The sequence below is a fragment of the Enterococcus sp. LJL99 genome (genome assembly GCF_054871725.1).
The window spans coordinates 67227-82994 of record NZ_JBTXLT010000013.1; the positions used below are offsets into that span (position 1 = coordinate 67227).

17 protein-coding genes are annotated in these 15768 nt (G+C 33.7%); 3 read left to right on the forward strand and 14 right to left on the reverse strand.

The window, feature by feature from the left end:
- The first annotated feature begins 72 nt into the window (after window positions 1–72).
- Together ACYSNW_RS15850 and ACYSNW_RS15855 are read left to right on the forward strand one after the other, a co-directional pair.
- Window positions 73–591 carry an RNA polymerase sigma factor gene (locus ACYSNW_RS15850; RefSeq protein WP_461746134.1) on the forward strand — a complete coding sequence of 173 codons (519 nt, stop codon included), beginning with the start codon at window positions 73–75 and terminating at the stop codon, window positions 589–591.
- Window positions 584–1717, forward strand: a complete 1134-nt coding sequence (locus ACYSNW_RS15855) for a hypothetical protein (protein WP_461746136.1) — start codon at window positions 584–586, stop codon at window positions 1715–1717. The genes ACYSNW_RS15850 and ACYSNW_RS15855 overlap by 8 nt, the downstream gene beginning before the upstream one ends.
- 216 nt (window positions 1718–1933) lie before the next feature.
- On the opposite strand, the gene ACYSNW_RS15860 is transcribed toward ACYSNW_RS15855, so the two are convergent.
- The 14 genes from ACYSNW_RS15860 to ACYSNW_RS15925 form a co-directional block, all read right to left on the reverse strand.
- A complete protein-coding gene (locus ACYSNW_RS15860) occupies window positions 1934–2422 on the reverse strand; it encodes an AraC family transcriptional regulator (protein ID WP_461746138.1) in 489 nt (162 codons plus the stop codon).
- Between the two features lie 39 nt (window positions 2423–2461).
- Complete coding sequence (locus ACYSNW_RS15865; RefSeq protein ID WP_461746140.1) at window positions 2462–2734, reverse strand: helix-turn-helix transcriptional regulator; 273 nt, start codon at window positions 2732–2734, stop codon at window positions 2462–2464.
- Between the two features lie 311 nt (window positions 2735–3045).
- Window positions 3046–3525: a MogA/MoaB family molybdenum cofactor biosynthesis protein gene (locus tag ACYSNW_RS15870; protein WP_461746141.1), complete on the reverse strand. Its 480-nt coding sequence runs from the start codon at window positions 3523–3525 to the stop codon at window positions 3046–3048.
- Between the two features lie 100 nt (window positions 3526–3625).
- Window positions 3626–4828 (reverse strand): molybdopterin molybdotransferase MoeA, encoded by a 1203-nt coding sequence (locus tag ACYSNW_RS15875; RefSeq protein ID WP_461746143.1) that lies wholly within the window; start codon window positions 4826–4828, stop codon window positions 3626–3628.
- Window positions 4829–4841: 13 nt separating this feature from the next.
- Window positions 4842–7562, reverse strand: a complete 2721-nt coding sequence (gene fdhF / locus ACYSNW_RS15880) for a formate dehydrogenase subunit alpha (RefSeq protein WP_461746144.1) — start codon at window positions 7560–7562, stop codon at window positions 4842–4844.
- A 1-nt stretch (window position 7563) separates the two neighbouring features.
- A complete protein-coding gene (locus ACYSNW_RS15885; protein ID WP_461746146.1) occupies window positions 7564–8862 on the reverse strand; it encodes a complex I 51 kDa subunit family protein in 1299 nt (432 codons plus the stop codon).
- Window positions 8863–8873: 11 nt separating this feature from the next.
- Window positions 8874–9362, reverse strand: a complete 489-nt coding sequence (locus ACYSNW_RS15890) for an NADH-quinone oxidoreductase subunit NuoE family protein (protein ID WP_461746148.1) — start codon at window positions 9360–9362, stop codon at window positions 8874–8876.
- Window positions 9359–9943, reverse strand: a complete 585-nt coding sequence (locus ACYSNW_RS15895; RefSeq protein ID WP_461746150.1) for a hypothetical protein — start codon at window positions 9941–9943, stop codon at window positions 9359–9361. Before ACYSNW_RS15895 ends, ACYSNW_RS15890 begins: the two co-directional genes overlap by 4 nt.
- Window positions 9924–10739: a formate/nitrite transporter family protein gene (locus ACYSNW_RS15900; protein ID WP_461746152.1), complete on the reverse strand. Its 816-nt coding sequence runs from the start codon at window positions 10737–10739 to the stop codon at window positions 9924–9926. Before ACYSNW_RS15900 ends, ACYSNW_RS15895 begins: the two co-directional genes overlap by 20 nt.
- 23 nt (window positions 10740–10762) lie before the next feature.
- A complete protein-coding gene (gene mobA, locus ACYSNW_RS15905; protein ID WP_461746154.1) occupies window positions 10763–11338 on the reverse strand; it encodes a molybdenum cofactor guanylyltransferase in 576 nt (191 codons plus the stop codon).
- Window positions 11339–11837: 499 nt separating this feature from the next.
- Entirely contained in the window at window positions 11838–12374 is a 537-nt protein-coding gene (locus tag ACYSNW_RS15910; RefSeq protein ID WP_461746156.1) for a glycosyltransferase, read from the reverse strand.
- A 445-nt stretch (window positions 12375–12819) separates the two neighbouring features.
- On the reverse strand, window positions 12820–13215 hold the full coding sequence (locus ACYSNW_RS15915) for an effector binding domain-containing protein (RefSeq protein WP_461746157.1): 396 nt from the start codon (window positions 13213–13215) through the stop codon (window positions 12820–12822).
- Between the two features lie 81 nt (window positions 13216–13296).
- Complete coding sequence (locus ACYSNW_RS15920; protein WP_461746159.1) at window positions 13297–13479, reverse strand: hypothetical protein; 183 nt, start codon at window positions 13477–13479, stop codon at window positions 13297–13299.
- A gap of 11 nt (window positions 13480–13490) precedes the next feature.
- Window positions 13491–14723, reverse strand: a complete 1233-nt coding sequence (locus ACYSNW_RS15925) for an MFS transporter (protein WP_461746161.1) — start codon at window positions 14721–14723, stop codon at window positions 13491–13493.
- 214 nt (window positions 14724–14937) lie between these two features.
- Between ACYSNW_RS15925 and ACYSNW_RS15930 the strand changes: the two genes are divergently transcribed.
- Entirely contained in the window at window positions 14938–15630 is a 693-nt protein-coding gene (locus ACYSNW_RS15930) for a Crp/Fnr family transcriptional regulator (RefSeq protein WP_461746163.1), read from the forward strand.
- Window positions 15631–15768 lie beyond the last annotated feature (138 nt).

Below are 15768 nucleotides of genomic sequence, written 5' to 3' on the forward strand. Positions count from 1 at the left end.
ATCAAAAAAATTTTGAAACTTTTTCACTCAATTCATCGTCTAATATGTAGATGGGGAAATAAGGAGGCTGTTATGGGGGAAACAACGCAACAATTATTAGTTAAACAAGCGAAAAAAGGCGATGCGCACGCTTTTATTCAATTGTGTGAAAAGTATCAAAATGTATTGTATAACTCTGCTTATAAAATATTACAGAATAATGAAGATGTCGCAGATTGTTTACAAGAAACTGAAATCAACGCTTGGCAAAATATTAAACAACTAAAAAATGAAAAAGCATTCAATTCCTGGATTTTCAAAATTATGTTGAATAACGCAAAAGATCGTTTAAAGAAGAAAATCGATTTTATCGAACTCGAAGAACAGTTTATAGCATCCGAAACAAACACGTATAACCAGGAAAATTTGAATTCAGAATTTCAGAACTTATCCGAGCGATATAGAATTCCTATTATTTTATATTATTATGCAGGCTTTAGTATGAAAGAGATTGCTGATCAACTAGATATTCCACTTAATACGGTTAAAACAAGGCTTTCACGTGGTAGAAATTTACTAAAGATTTCATTGGAAGGAGAACTAGATGACTAAAAAGCAAATTGATTTGATTAAACAAGAAAAAGAAATTCCTGAAACTGTAAAGAAACAATTGCTACAAAATCGACAACGAATTTTAAACGGAGAAATCGAACAAAAAGAAGCCCGTAAAGTTTATAAAAAAGGAATTTTACTTATTATTGAAACTGCTGCTATTGCAATAACAATTGGGATTATACTCCTTAATCCGCAAATAAATTCTGCAATTAAAAATGCTATAGGATTAGGCGTTACTCCAAAACAAGAAATTGAACCAGTAAAAACACCTGATGTTCCTGTTCCAAGTACGGTTAACCTAACTAGTACACAAAATGGTCTCGAAATCACACTGACTAAATTTGTTTTTACCAAGAAAAAACTCATTTTTGATTATCAATTTGAAATCAAGGATGAACAGCTAAAAATACTATTGGAAAAAAATATTGCTACAGGCTCCAATGCTCAAGATATTATGTATCAATTATTTAACGAAGGAGATCCTGAAGACCTAAATAGTGACGTAACTTCGTATTCTTCTTTCCGTATGGAGGGAAATATGTTTTATGGTGCTGTGGCTTCAACATTTGATAGTGATAAAATTCCTGAGGATGCAAAATTAACTTTAGTAATCAATCAATTAGCATGGATAGATCATGATGAATTTATAGCAGCGGCAAATGAACCATTAGTAACTTCTGAAGGAACATCGTTTAGCGTGACTCCTGCTTTAGAGTATTCTGGAGACTGGCGTTTTAAACTAGACGTGAAAGCTTCGACTCAAACTGCAACACCCGTAATCAGTAATGTAGAAAATATCACTGATATAACTGCGAAAAGTGATGAATTACAAACTACTGTTACTTTTGTGGCCAAAGGTGCAATTAATAAAGATTTATTACAAGAACCGCAAGATGCACTAAATAAAAGTTACAGTGCTACCATTTATAAAAATGGCATAAAAGCTGAAGAAGAACAACCTACTATACAGATTGTTAATCCAATCACTGGTGAATTTGAATTGTCATTTAACTTGAGTGCGCTTGATAAAGAATCTATTTACAAAGTCCAGGTTGATTTGACTGATGATCTTTCAGGCGAATCGATTGAAAAAGTGGGTTCATTCGAACTTCAAAATAAATGATTTTGATTCTTTTAGAATAAAGAGATAGTTTAAATTAAATAGTTATTCCTTTTTGTTTTTAGTCAGAGTTCAACAAACATAATAGATAAAAAGTATAGAAATCAAGAAAAAACATTCGGAAATCGAATGTTTTTTCTTGATTTTTAAGGATTGTTCTCTTTTCAATAATAAAGATCGTTTCACTCTCATTTTTTTCTTAGTAAGACTCTTATTATCTTACTCAATTGGAATATAAATATCTGTTTTGCTTTTCGCTTTAAAATTTTTAGGTGGTTCAGTCACATACAGTTCAAACGGGATTGCATCTCTTAATTTAAAGCTTTTATTTTTTAATAGTTCATCCGAATACGTATATTTCCAAGCTTCTTCGTATTCTCCAAGCGATAGATTGAAATGCAATACAGCATATTTCCCACGCATTATCATCGAACTGATTTGACCTTCCTCAACGATTTCAGTTGACACAGGTACCGTCATTGCAACACTCGTTCGTAAATCATTTGCGGCTGTAATAAAAGGGTTGTCGTGATAAATCGTTAAAACTTTTGTTACATCCTCTTCAACAAGCTCCTGTTTTTCTGCAAAAGCAAATAGTTCATTAAATAATTTTCGGCTGTTTTTTCGAAATTGAACATAGCTTCCTCTAAATCGGATATAAATAACTTTCATTTCAATTGTTTCAGTTGTGATCGTTGGTTTTTCCATTGCTATCTCCTCCTTTAATAAAAGTATAGCGGATTCGATTTACAACTTCTTTTCCTTTCTTGCTTTTCTATAGGCTGATGGCGAAAGATCGAAATGCTTCTTGAACGCCTTATTAAAAGAAGTAACATTGTCATAGCCATACCGAAAAGCAATATCAATCATACTGATGTCTTCTCGTACAATTAAAAAGATACCAGCTCTTTCCATTTTAATCCGAATAATAAATTGATAGATAGACTCATCATTAAATTTACTAAATAATCTGTGAAAGTAATATTTCGATAGTAAGGTATGCTTCGCTAAATCATCCAATGTTATTTTTTCGGCTAAATGGTCTTCGATATAATCTTCTATTTTATTAATTAACCGAATATACTCATCTTTTGCAGTTTGATTTTTTAACAGTTGACTTTCATTATTTTGTCTATTAATACCCTAGACCTCCTAAAATCAAATTAACTACTTACCTTTTTTCTCCTGAAAAGTGAATAGCTATATTTCCTATTTTACCATGAAAATAGCTAATTGATTTCCCAGTGCTAACGTTACTCACTAGTTTATTCAAGTAAATTCTGGGTTTTCACTCCATTTAAATAATATTAGCTACTACTATTTCCGTTCACTTAATGGTTTGGCTTTCGATCCGTTAAAATATCTAGGGCATGTGGCAAAATAGGTAATAAATAACTTAAATTTTCTTTAACTCCTTGAGGGCTTCCAGGCAAATTAATAATTAAAGTTTTCTCACGTTGAACAGCGATGCCTCGACTCAACATAGCAAATGGTGTTTTTTTAATACTATTCATTCTCATCCCTTCACTAATCCCTGGAATTTCCTTTTCACCAACACTTAATGTTGCCTCAGGTGTAATATCTCGAACGCCTAATCCAGTGCCTCCCGTTGTCAAAATCAAATCACAACACGAACACCACTCGATTAATAACGAACTTAATTTCTCTTTATTATCTGGTAGTATCGCTTGCTTGATTACATCATACTGATTTTGAACTAATTGCTTTATAACTACACCTGATCCATCTTTACGAAGACCTTGGTATCCTTTATCACTTAATGTAATAATCCCAACTTTATATACTTCCAAGATTCTCTCCTTTTTGGCTTTGATCTACTAAAAAAACAATGCCATAAATTTTGATTATTATTTTACATCAGCAACTTTTTTACTTCTGTATTGCTCATTACTAGGATTTCCAATAATAGACAGTAACAAAATCGCCTTTTTTAAGCTTTTTTTTAGCTGGCTGATCAATCAAGCAATTCGTTTCCAACGTATTATGAAAAACAGAAGAATAATGAACGTTTGACAGTAAAGAAACGATACCATTTTCTTCATATGCCCGAACAAAACGACGAATACTGGATTGTTTCAATTCTTCCGCTAATCGAACTTCACGTTTTTCTAAATTTAATTTAGGACAATTCATAAAATGAGCTAAGCTTGACCAATAAAATAAATGTAAATTAACTACTGAAGCAAATGGATTCCCTGACAAACTTAAAATCACTTGGTTTTTATACAAGCTCGCCATCACAGGTGTACCTGGCTTCATATTGACAAAATGAAAGAGTCGTTCTCCCCCTAGATGTTCAATCACTTGAGGCATTAAATCCTTCTCTCCTACTGAAACGCCACCCGTTGTAATCAATAAATCTACATCGTTAACTCTCTCTCGAATAACATGACTAATTTCTTCAATTTCATCTAAACAATGCTTTTTAAAAATAATTTTACTCCCACTTGATTGAATGAACGAAGCTAGTGTATATAAATTGCTATCATAGATTTTCCCAGCAGTTAATGGTGTTTCAAAAGAGATCAATTCATTACCTGTTGCCAAAATTCCGATTTTCATTGGTAATAAAACCTTGATTTCTACAATACCTTGAGCAGCTAAAATACCTACTGCACGACTGTTAAGCAACTGATATTTTGAAAGGATTTTTTGCCCCTCATAAACATCTTCACCTATAAAACCATAATTGGTTCCTGGTTCGATTTCATGATAAATTTTCACTTCATTTTTACCATAATCCGTCCATTCTTGTTTGATCACAGCATCGTAACACTCTGGGATTGGTGCGCCAGTCATAATTTTTACAGCTGTACCAAAAGAAGAACTTGCTTGTTGTTCCATGTCTCCTGCAAAAATAGTAGTGACCACATTTAATGAAACAGGTTGCTCTATACTAGCTCCTATTGTTTCTTTGGCGCGGACAGCATAACCATCCATTCCGGCCCTTGGAAAATGAGGAACCGGACTTTTCGCAAAAATATCTTCTCCACAAACTCTACCAACCGCTTCTAATATAGGAATACTTTCTACACGGTTTTGTTGAGCTAAAACATGATGAATTTTGTCCCTAGCTTCTTCGACTTCAATCATTAAGTTCTCCTCTTTAGTTGGCTGATCTGATAGCAACTGCACAAACCTTATATTCAGGAATAATTGCAATATCATCAAATACTGCATTAGTCAGTTCATTGGCATTGCCATCAGGAAAATGAAATGTCATAAACACTTCATTTGGAAAAACACGATTTCCAACTGCCGCATACGTTTCAATGGTTCCTCGTCTAGATGTAACGATTACTTTCTGCCCTTCCTTAATACCTAATTTTTCTGCATCAATGGTATTTATTTCAATATACGAATGATCCGCAATTTGATTGATTCCTTCTGTCCGACCTGTCATCGCCCGCGTATTATAGTGATATAGCATACGACCAGTGGACATTAAATATGGATAACTTTCATCAGGTAATTCTCTTGACTTCTTATAAGGAATCGCCATAAATAAACCTTTTCCTCGAGTAAATTGTCCTACATGCATGATTGGTGTACCTGGATCTTCTTTGGTACGACAAGGCCATTGTAGTCCGCCTGTTTCTTCTAAGCGATCATAATTAATCCCACCAAATGTTGGGGTGACACTAGCAATTTCATCCATAATTTCTTTTGCTGAATCATACTGACAAGGATAGCCAAGACGTGTCATTACCTCACAAAAGATAGCAAAATCTTCTCTAGCTTTTCCTTTTGGTGTAACTGCCTTACGAACTCGTTGGACCCGTCTCTCTGTATTTGTAAATGTTCCATCCTTTTCCGCATAACTAATCCCTGGTAAAACAACATCAGCATAAGCAGCTGTTTCTGTCATAAATAATTCTTGTACCACTAAAAATTCTAAACTTTCCAACGCTTTTCGGACATGTGTCGTATCGGGATCCGTTACAATTGGATCTTCTCCAAAAATATATAAGCCTTTGATTTTTCCTTCTGTAGCCGCAGGCAATACTTGAGTAGACGTCATTCCAGCATTTTTATTTAGCTTAACATTCCAAGCATTTTCAAATTTCTCCATCACTTTAGGATCAGCTACTTTTTGATAACCAGGAAAATCATAGGGCATACATCCCATATCACAAGCACCCTGAACATTATTTTGTCCACGCAAAGGATTTACGCCACAACCAGATTTACCGATTTTACCAACAAGCATCGCTAAGTTAGACATGCTCATAACTCCTTCAGTTCCTGTTGAATGTTCAGTTACTCCTAAACAATAAATAATCGGTGCTTTTTCTGCGGTAGCATATAATCTCGCTGCTTTAATTAAATCCTCTGCTTCAATATGACAAATTTCCGCAACTTTTTCTGGCGTATATTCTGCAACTAAACGTTCTAGTGCTTCAAATCCTTCCGTTTTTTCTTCGATAAATTTTTGATCTGCAAGTCCTTCTTTTAAAATCACATGCATCATGCCATTGGCAAAAGCGACATTCGTTCCTGCTTGCAATTGTAGATGAAGCTCACAATTTTTTACTAAATCGATTTTACGAGGATCAACAACAACCACTTTTGTTCCACGCTGCATTGCTTGACGAATTTGTGAACCGATTACCGGATGAGCTTCTTCGGGATTAGAACCAACTAATAAAATCATATCAACATCTGTCGTAATATCAGCAATTGGATTAGTCATAGCACCTGAGCCTAGCGTATGTGCTAAACCATGAACAGAGGCCGAGTGACAAACACGGGCGCAATTATCCACATTATTAGTTCCAAACGCAGCACGCATCATTTTTTGAAATACATAATTATCTTCATTTATCGACCGTGAACAAGAAAAACCCGCTAATGTATCTGGACCGTGTTCGTCTTTTAACTCACTAAATTTATCTGCCACTAAGGTTAATGCTTCTTCCCAACTAGCTGGTTCAAAAATGCCATTTCGTTTAATTAATGGTTCTGTCAGACGATCGCCTGAACCGACAAATTTATAAGAAGCAAACTTTCCTTTTACACATAAAAGATTTTTATTGGCTGCTCCATTAATCGGTTCTACACCAACTAATTTATTGCCCTTTACAACAAGATTCATTTGGCAACCTGTTCCACAATGAGGACACGTCGTCGCAATTTTTTTTGTTTCCCACTCACGATATTTTTTATGATCTTTACTTACCAGAGCACCAGTCGGACAATTAGAAACACAATTGCCACATGACTCACAAATCGATTGGTCAAACTCTGCGCCATAACTTGGCAACATTTTTGTATCAAATCCACGATTAGCAATGCTAATCACATCACGCCCTTGACGGAATTGACAAATTTTTGAACAACGTCGGCACATAATGCATTTTTCTGGATCATAATCAAAAAAAGGACTACTTGTATCTTCTTGATGGCAAGGCATTCGTTTTCCATCCGTAAAACTCGTCTCATCAATCCCATATTCTAAGCAATAATTTTGTAGTTTACAATTTCCATTCTTCCCACAAGAAAAACATTCTAACTTATGATCACTTAATAAAAGATCTAGAACAAAGCGGCGGGAGTCATTTACTCGATCAGATTCTGTATAGACGACCATTCCTTCCTGACAATGAGCGGTACATGCAGTGGTAAGTCCGCCTTTACGTCCACCTTCTACTTCGATTGTACACATCCGACATGAACCATCAGGTGCCAATTCTTTTAAATGACAAAGAGTAGGAATTTCAATATTCAACAATTCAGCTGCTTCTAAAATGGTCGTCCCTTTAGGAACAGTGATTGTTTGATTGTCGATTGTTAGCGTGACTGTAGCTGTTTTGATTTTTGTTTCCATCTTACCAAAGCCCCCCTTTTACTGGCGCAACTGCTTGACGAATTCCTGCCTCAAATTCTTCTGGAAACTCAGCTAAACCACTTTTCATTGGATTAGCAACCGATTGTCCTAAACCGCAAGCCGAAAGATTCGTGACATGCATCAACATTTTTTCTAGACGTTCCAAATCTCCATCAACAGCGGATTGTGTATTGAATCTTTGCAATAATTCTAAAATTCTTGTCGTTCCTATGCGACAAGGGGTACATTTCCCGCAAGATTCATGAGCAAAAAAAGCAGCAACCTCCACTAAATAATCAACTATACTTACTTGCTCATCCATTACAACAATAGCACCAGATCCAATAGAAAGCTTTTTATCCCATAATCCCTCGTAAGAATAAATACAGTCTTCCAAGTTTTTAACGGCTCCAATTGAACCTGATTGTCCCCCAAAATGAATAAATTTTAATGGTCGTCCAGTCGATGAGCCACCACCATACTCTTCCGAATAAAGAATTTCTTGTAGTGATGTACCAAGGTTCACCTCATACAAGCCACGATTTTTAATATGACCAGATAGACAAATTAGTTTCGTTCCTCCGCCATCTTCCGTTCCTAAGTCAAGATACGCTTGACCACCTTCACGTAAAATAACTGGAATTCCCGCAAATGATTCCACATTATTTACTAAAGTTGGCTTTAAATACAAACCAACATCAGCTAAATGTGGCGGTTTCACTCTAGGACGACCTGTTTTTCCTTCGATAGAATTTAACAAGGCAGAGTTCTCGCCGCAAACATAGGCGCCAGCGCCAGAAATAATCGTAATCGTATAATTAAACCCTTGAATGCCTAAGATATTTTCACCTAAAAATCCAGCCTTTTCAGCATTATCTAGAGCTTCTTGAAAAACCTTCTGAATCCTTCGATATTCTCCGCGCATATAGATAAAACCAGCTTTAGCAGAAAACAGATAACCGGCAATCACCATTCCTTCAATCACACTCAAAGGGTCAAATTCTAACAAAGTCTTATCTTTAAATGTTCCCGGTTCTCCCTCATCAGCATTACAAACGATATATTTGGTGTCACCTTTCGATCCATATAAATGGCGCCATTTTTTTCCTAATGGAAAAGCTGCACCACCACGACCTCTTAAATGAGCAATGTCCAATTCACTTAATATCTCTTCTTTGTTCATTTCAGTCGCTTTCAACAAACCAGAAAAACCATGATACTTTTGATATTCTTCAACATTTGTCGGTTGTTTCATCTTATTGACCCGCTCTAATAATACTGGTTGATTCCTTTTGATCATTCTTCTTCCTCCTATAGCTCTTGATAACGTCCCTGTTGAAGATCATCGATCAGTTGATAAATTTTAGCTTCTGTTAAATCGGCAAATACTTTATCCTTGATTTTGATTACAGGTCCCTTATCACAAGCACCCACACAAGGAATTCCATGATACATAAATAGACCGTCTGGCGTAGGTTGACTTGCCGGTACTTCTAATATAGTTTCTAAAACATCTGCTATGGTACTTCCACCTGTAAATCGACAAGGGGTACTATTACAGATTTTAAGCACATATTTTGCTTGTGGCTCTGTTTTTAAGATGGCATAAAAACTTAAAAGTTCATATACTCGAGCTTCTGACAGATGTAAACGATCAGCTACTAATTTTGCGGTTTCTTCATCAATATAGCCTTCTTCTGATGCATATTGAATTGCAATTAAAATATTTAATATACGTTGCGGATCAGATTCATTTTCTAATATAATGGCTTCTTTTTCTGATAAACTTAATGAATTCATACTATTTCTCTCCTTTTTTCGATACTAGTGTCAGAAAATTGAATTCCGGTTTTTGTTTGATAAAAATAAACGTTCTCTGGTAATTTAGGGGTTTCTAAAATAAAATCGGCTTGATCAATCACTTTAGCAGCTGTTTTCTTGATTGAATTTTGATTATTCATCATTAGAAACAATCCAGGTTTGACTACTTCACGAATTGAATTCGATTCGCAAATAATCAATGTATCTCTTGGAACAAATTGAAGAAAAGCAAGAAAACCTTCTAACAAAGAGTCGTGAAGCGCTTTCATTAAATAGACTTTTTTACAACCAGAAGCTAACATTTGCATCGTATCTTTTGAACCATCGCGATTTTTTTCTTCAGTCAATTCATATCCTTCACTAATACTTGTGCAAATCCCACAGCCAGTTTCTCCTCGTTGACAGTTTCCCTTGGCGCCCTTAATCGTAATGATTTTTAAGCCATAAATAGAAAAGCGTTGATGATTCATTGCAATAATTTTTTTGGCAATCGTTGTCTTCCCACTATTACGCCCTGTTGAACCAATTTGAATCATATTGTTAACCTCGATACTTTTCATAAACACCATCTGTTTTTCTCACTTCCTTTTTTTCAGCATTCACAAACATTAGCGGAACAGCTAAAAATAAACTGCCACCAACTGCATTTCCTAAAAAAACAACCAAGGTATTCATTAAGTAATCTGACCATCTAATCCCACTTGCTTGAGAAAAAATTGCTGCCGGTATAATAAAAGCATTCGCTACCACATGCTGAAATCCACAAACGACAAAAACCATTACAGGAAACCAAAGACCAAACATCTTCCCAAGATAGGTCTTACCCATTGCGCCTAAATAAACAGCTAAACAAACAAAAATATTACACCCAATTCCCGAAATAAATGCTACTAAAGGTGGATCTGCTATTTTCGCTTGAGCAACTGAAATTGTCTTTTCAAGAAAAGCACCTTCCGTTAACCCTACGATATGCCCAAAGAAATAGGCAACCAAGAAACCACCGATACAATTTGTAACTAAAACCACCAACCAATTATAAAGTAAATCTCTGCCGTTGATTTTTTTTTGCAAAACACCGAGAGTCATTACCATCATATTTCCAGTTGCCAACTCACCTCCAACGAAAGTAAGCGCTACCAAACCGATTGGAAATAAACACCCACCCATAAAAGTTGAAAATGCACCCCAGCTTTTTGGCATAGTTCCTGAAATTTTAATAAATGATAAATAGCCCAATGCAATAAAGAAGCCTGCCATAATTCCCAAAATACTTAGCCTAAAAAAAGATAACTGCGCTTTTACTACTGCTTTGTCTCCTAAACTACTGACAACATCTTGACTATTTTCAAAGTCCATCGAACGCTCCTTTCATGTTAGCCTTACTCACGCCATAACACTAAATCCTCTGGTAAATTTACATTTCCTAATGAAATAGGTCTCTCCAAGGTCACCTCTTTTACTGAAAATCGACCAAATTCCTTTCTAATGCGCCAATCATTTGTCTGAAGTTGCTGTCTAAAAATCGGTAAACATGAACTATGATAAAAAGCAAATAACGTTTCTAACCGATTATCTACCTTGCAAACAACGATATCATTGGTTGCAATCGACTTAATCATCTCGCAAATCAATTCAAGATTGCATTTTGGAATATCACATGCAAGTAAAAATAATCGTTCTGTTTTTATGCTTTCTAAAGCTGTAACCAATCCTCCAAGCGGTCCTTTTCCTGGATAATGATCTTCCACTATGTCAATTGTTGAAAAGGGGTGGGGAAATTTACTTCTGTTATTTGTTACAAGCAAAACCGTAGCAAAAAGTTTCTTTAATTGCCTAATTGTTTTTAATAAAACAAACTCTCCATCTACTTCTAATAAAGCTTTGTCAAAGCCCATTCGAGAGCTTTTTCCACCACATAAAACCACTGCGGTACAATTCTTTAGTTGATTAATCAATATCATCTCCTATGCAAGAAAAAACAAATAGCCAGTACTGGTTTAATTCTCTCAAAATAATGTGTACTCAAAAAAATCCACTTCACAAGAATAAAACTTATTCCCAATAAAATCTAATAATTTTTATTGGCTAAAAAATATTTTTTAGCAACAACTTTTTATTTTATTATAGAACAAGTTTCCAACAAGTCAATCAATTTTTTACTATTTCGTACATTTTTTTATTTATTTTTGCTATTAGACGATGATATTTTATTGATTCGTCGTTTTTTTTATAGGTTGACACAAAAAGTAAAAACCACTTTTGTTTTATCTCTTAAAACCGATCAAACTGTGGTGCAAAAGCAGTTCCTACGGAAATAATCAGCCAGTTATACAACTGGCAATCGCAACTAAGAAAGTGAATCGCTCACTTTCTTATAAAATAAGCACATTTTGTCCCAACCTCAGGTAAAATCAACTTCTGATGATTTTACTCACTAATCTTACTATCTTTACATCAAAGACAGTTTAACAAATCAATGATAAAAGCTGCTGCTCTCTTAGATCCATTTGATTTTTCCATATAACACTTCATCATAATTGCCTTTTCGGAAAATATTGAATCAGTCAATAACCGTTCAATTGAATCCTTAATCAATCTTGCATTTATTTTTTTTAAAACAATCGCATTTCCAAAGTCTTGAAACATTTTCAAATTTGCTTTCTGTTCAATTTGCAACCCAATTCCTAAAAAAGGTTTTCCTGATAAATAAGCAGTTTGAATGGTTCCTTCACCTCCATGAATAAATGAAAGATCGATTGATTTACCTATCTCAGTTGCAGATATCCAATCAAACAGATAAATATTAGACTTATTAAAAATTTCAATTTCTGTTTCTGACAAGTACATTTTAACTGGTGCAATTACTAAAATTGGCATTGTTTTCAAAATTTCTAAAATACTTAAAATCATTTTTTTATTAGAAGAACTACCCATCGCAAAATAAAGAAGTGGTTTTTTATTTGTTCCCTCCCTTTTTTGTAAGCAAATCAATTAGAAATAAAAATAAACCTCAACTAAGACTGGGACATCACTTGCATGACAAGATTTTAACGATGTTAAGCCAAACAAACTACCATAGACATCATTACTTTGGCAATTGTTATCCGTTAGCCAGTTCTTAGGAATAGTTTACATAATAGCTGTAATCAATTGTGCATTTTCGTCCCTACTAAGAAAATATTGGTAGTTTGCAAGCATTTCATTTCTAGTTTCTTCTTTCATATTATACTAACATATCTAGTTACTAAAACTAAATAAAGGGCGATTATTAGAATAATTAAACAAATAAAATAAGCGTGAAATCACAAAGATTGTAAAAGCATTCGGTAAAATGATTCTATATTAAATAAAAAATTTTACTAATTTCTTGTCATTTTTGAAATTTCTCGCTTATTTCTTAAAACTCTATCATTCCGATTACTTTGGTATTTTTCTTCTAAATAATTTCAATATAAAGAGCTACTTCTCCATCCACTTGATAACATTCATAATCAAATCGATACGCTCGTTTCAACTTTCCTTCTTCTTCCAATGTCCAAATCTTTTGCCAAGTCTTATAAATTCCTATTTCTTGTGTTCCATCAACTTCAAATTTTTCATACTTTGCTTTAGAATCAATTGTCAACATCTGATTGGTTTGAATCGATTCTGTAGCAATTGATAACTGATAATCTCCTCGAAAATCACTTGCAAAGTTGTGATACACGCCATACATAACCTTTGGCTGCTTCACTTGTTTCATAGCTTCAGACCATACGTGTTGAATTTTTTTCGACATTTCAGGATCATCAAAATTGTTGGTAGTTGTACTGGTTAAACTAAATAATTTCATCTAAATTTCCCTCCCTTATCACTAGTATAAAGAGGCTAAGTTGACAACTGTCTGTCAACTTAGTTTTTTGTAACTAAAAATTTAACCAATTAAATTATCATTTCTCATAATATTTTGTAACGTAAACATTGATTTTTTTAATGATTCTTGCTGATGGTCAATATCATCCGTATTTCTTTCAATTCCATCTAACTTTTGACTAATTTCATTTAGCGCTTTTAATGTTTGTTCCATTACTTCAAAAAATTTTTGATTTGAATCCATTATTTCCACTCCTATTCTTCAATATTGTGCAAAGTTTGTATCGTTTCAATTTCTTTTTCAATTGTTTTATTACATTTAACCGTTTTTTGACGGTAAAAAATGGCGTATAAAAAAATACAAGCAACTGGTAAAAAACTCGCAATTACATACATTCCTTGGAAAGAAAAATAACTTTTTAGTTCACCCAATACATAAGGACCGACGCCTAATCCAAGGTCTAAGCCAACAAAATAAGTAGACAAAGCAATCCCGATACGATGACCAGATACTTTTTTTAAACAAATCGCTTGCCCATTTGACATAAACGTACCATAACCTAATCCAATAAATGCTCCTGATAACAAAAGCATCCAACCAGATGTTGTGAAACTAAGTAATAATAAACCAATCGTTAAACAAATAAAGCTCGGATACATTACACTATTTTCTCCATATTGATCAAAAATCCGTCCTGATAAAGGTCGTGTCACTGTAATCACTAATGCATAAACGACGAAGAAAAATGAACTTATATTTACTAGATTAATTACATGCGCATAAGAGGATAAAAAAGAAAGAACACTAGAATACGATAATCCCATTAAAAAACCAATAAAGGAAATAAATAATACTTTCTTTTCAATAAAACTATCAAAAGACCAAGAATCAACTAATGCTTGATGTTCTGGTGTTAATTGAATATTTTTAACTGGGAATAAGAAACTAGCAATTGTTGTTCCTGCAATTAATACAATAGAAAAAATAATAATAAAATAGAAATTCGTCGTATTTAAAAGAATCATCCCTAAAAATGGGCCAATCGCTGCAGCTAAACTAGTACTCAAGCCATAATAATTAATTCCCTCTCCTTTACGTGACTCAGGAATATATGCTGTTACAATTGCATTTGTAGCTGTAGAAACAGTTCCATAACCAAAACCATTTAACAAACGAACGACATATAAAATACCAATTGATGGAATGTGTAAATAAAAGATTGTCGTAACTAAATAAAAGGCTGAACCATAACGAAGCACAGCTTTACGACCATAAGATTCCATTTTTTTCCCCATAAACAAACGTGCAATTAGCGTTCCAATAATATATATTCCAGAAGCTAAACCCGCTTGTCCTAACGTAGCATGTAGATTATCTTGGGCAATTACCGCAATAATAACCATCAATAAATAATAAACAAGATAGACGACAAAATTGATTAATGTAATTCCAATAAAATTTTTATTAAATAATTTCTCCTGTTGCATCCATTTTTCCTTCTTTCAATAATTATGATAAGAATTCATTCCAAATCAAGTATGATACGTTTTTTTTAGAAAGTTTTCTATCTAATTCAGAAGTATATAAGAAACAATCTATGTAAAAAATTAAAATTGTTATAAAAAAATATGTAAAACATCAATTTACTACAAAAAACATTAACATTTGTCATTGCTTTTTGTCCCATTTTGCAGTTCAATAATGAATGAAGCAATCAAACACCATAGGGGGATTAAAGTGAATAATCATGTTTTACAAGACTATTTAGATGCGAACGCTTTTCCTTTTGTTTTAAAAAAGAAAAAAAAGTACATCGTATATGAAGGGTTACAGGATAGCTCTGTCTATATTTTAAAAAAAGGAATCATTAAAACAAGCGTCATTTCTCATGATGGACGTGAATTTAATCTTCGTTATATCAACAGTTTAGAAATTGCCTCTTTACTAAAAGATGAGTATTCAAAATTTACTGATGCACCGTTTAATATTAGAATTGAATCTCCTACGGCAGAATTATATAAAATCGATCGAGTAAAATTTTGGCAAGATATTAATAATAGTCCAAAATTACAGGATTATGTTAAAGAATATTATCGAGTAAATCTATTAAAAACAATGAAAAAAATGCAGCAAATGCTGATGAATGGAAAATTTGGAGCCGTCTGTACGCAACTTTATGAATTATATGAAACGTTTGGAATCGAAACCGAACAAGGAATATTAATTGATTTCGTTGTTACGAATGAAGAAATTGCTCGATTTTGCGGGATTACTTCGGCTAGTAGCGTCAATCGAATGATGCAACAGTTACGCGATACGGATGCCATTGAAATCGTCAATCGAAAAATCCTAATTAAGAATTTAGATGCCATTCAAGAAAATATTATCGTTTAACAAAAAAACATGGCTCTTTGTCAAATAGGACTGATAAGCAAGATTAATTAAAAATCAGAATGGAGGAGTGACTCTTTCATTCTGATTTTTTTGTTATGTTACCTTAATTAAACCGTTGATCAGAAAAATTCGTATTTT

Excerpts from the sequence above, each read along its gene's own strand:
- ACYSNW_RS15895 (WP_461746150.1), bottom strand. The coding sequence starts at position 9,943 with ATGAAAAGTATCGAGGTTAACAATATGATTCAAATTGGTTCAACAGGG.
- ACYSNW_RS15925 (WP_461746161.1), bottom strand. The coding sequence starts at position 14,723 with ATGCAACAGGAGAAATTATTTAATAAAAATTTTATTGGAATTACATTA.
- ACYSNW_RS15855 (WP_461746136.1), top strand. The coding sequence starts at position 584 with ATGACTAAAAAGCAAATTGATTTGATTAAACAAGAAAAAGAAATTCCT.
- ACYSNW_RS15930 (WP_461746163.1), top strand. The coding sequence starts at position 14,938 with ATGAATGAAGCAATCAAACACCATAGGGGGATTAAAGTGAATAATCAT.
- ACYSNW_RS15900 (WP_461746152.1), bottom strand. The coding sequence starts at position 10,739 with ATGGACTTTGAAAATAGTCAAGATGTTGTCAGTAGTTTAGGAGACAAA.
- fdhF (WP_461746144.1), bottom strand. The coding sequence starts at position 7,562 with ATGGAAACAAAAATCAAAACAGCTACAGTCACGCTAACAATCGACAAT.
- ACYSNW_RS15850 (WP_461746134.1), top strand. The coding sequence starts at position 73 with ATGGGGGAAACAACGCAACAATTATTAGTTAAACAAGCGAAAAAAGGC.
- ACYSNW_RS15915 (WP_461746157.1), bottom strand. The coding sequence starts at position 13,215 with ATGAAATTATTTAGTTTAACCAGTACAACTACCAACAATTTTGATGAT.
- ACYSNW_RS15860 (WP_461746138.1), bottom strand. The coding sequence starts at position 2,422 with ATGGAAAAACCAACGATCACAACTGAAACAATTGAAATGAAAGTTATT.
- ACYSNW_RS15885 (WP_461746146.1), bottom strand. The coding sequence starts at position 8,862 with ATGATCAAAAGGAATCAACCAGTATTATTAGAGCGGGTCAATAAGATG.
- ACYSNW_RS15875 (WP_461746143.1), bottom strand. The coding sequence starts at position 4,828 with ATGATTGAAGTCGAAGAAGCTAGGGACAAAATTCATCATGTTTTAGCT.
- ACYSNW_RS15920 (WP_461746159.1), bottom strand. The coding sequence starts at position 13,479 with ATGGATTCAAATCAAAAATTTTTTGAAGTAATGGAACAAACATTAAAA.
- ACYSNW_RS15890 (WP_461746148.1), bottom strand. The coding sequence starts at position 9,362 with ATGAATTCATTAAGTTTATCAGAAAAAGAAGCCATTATATTAGAAAAT.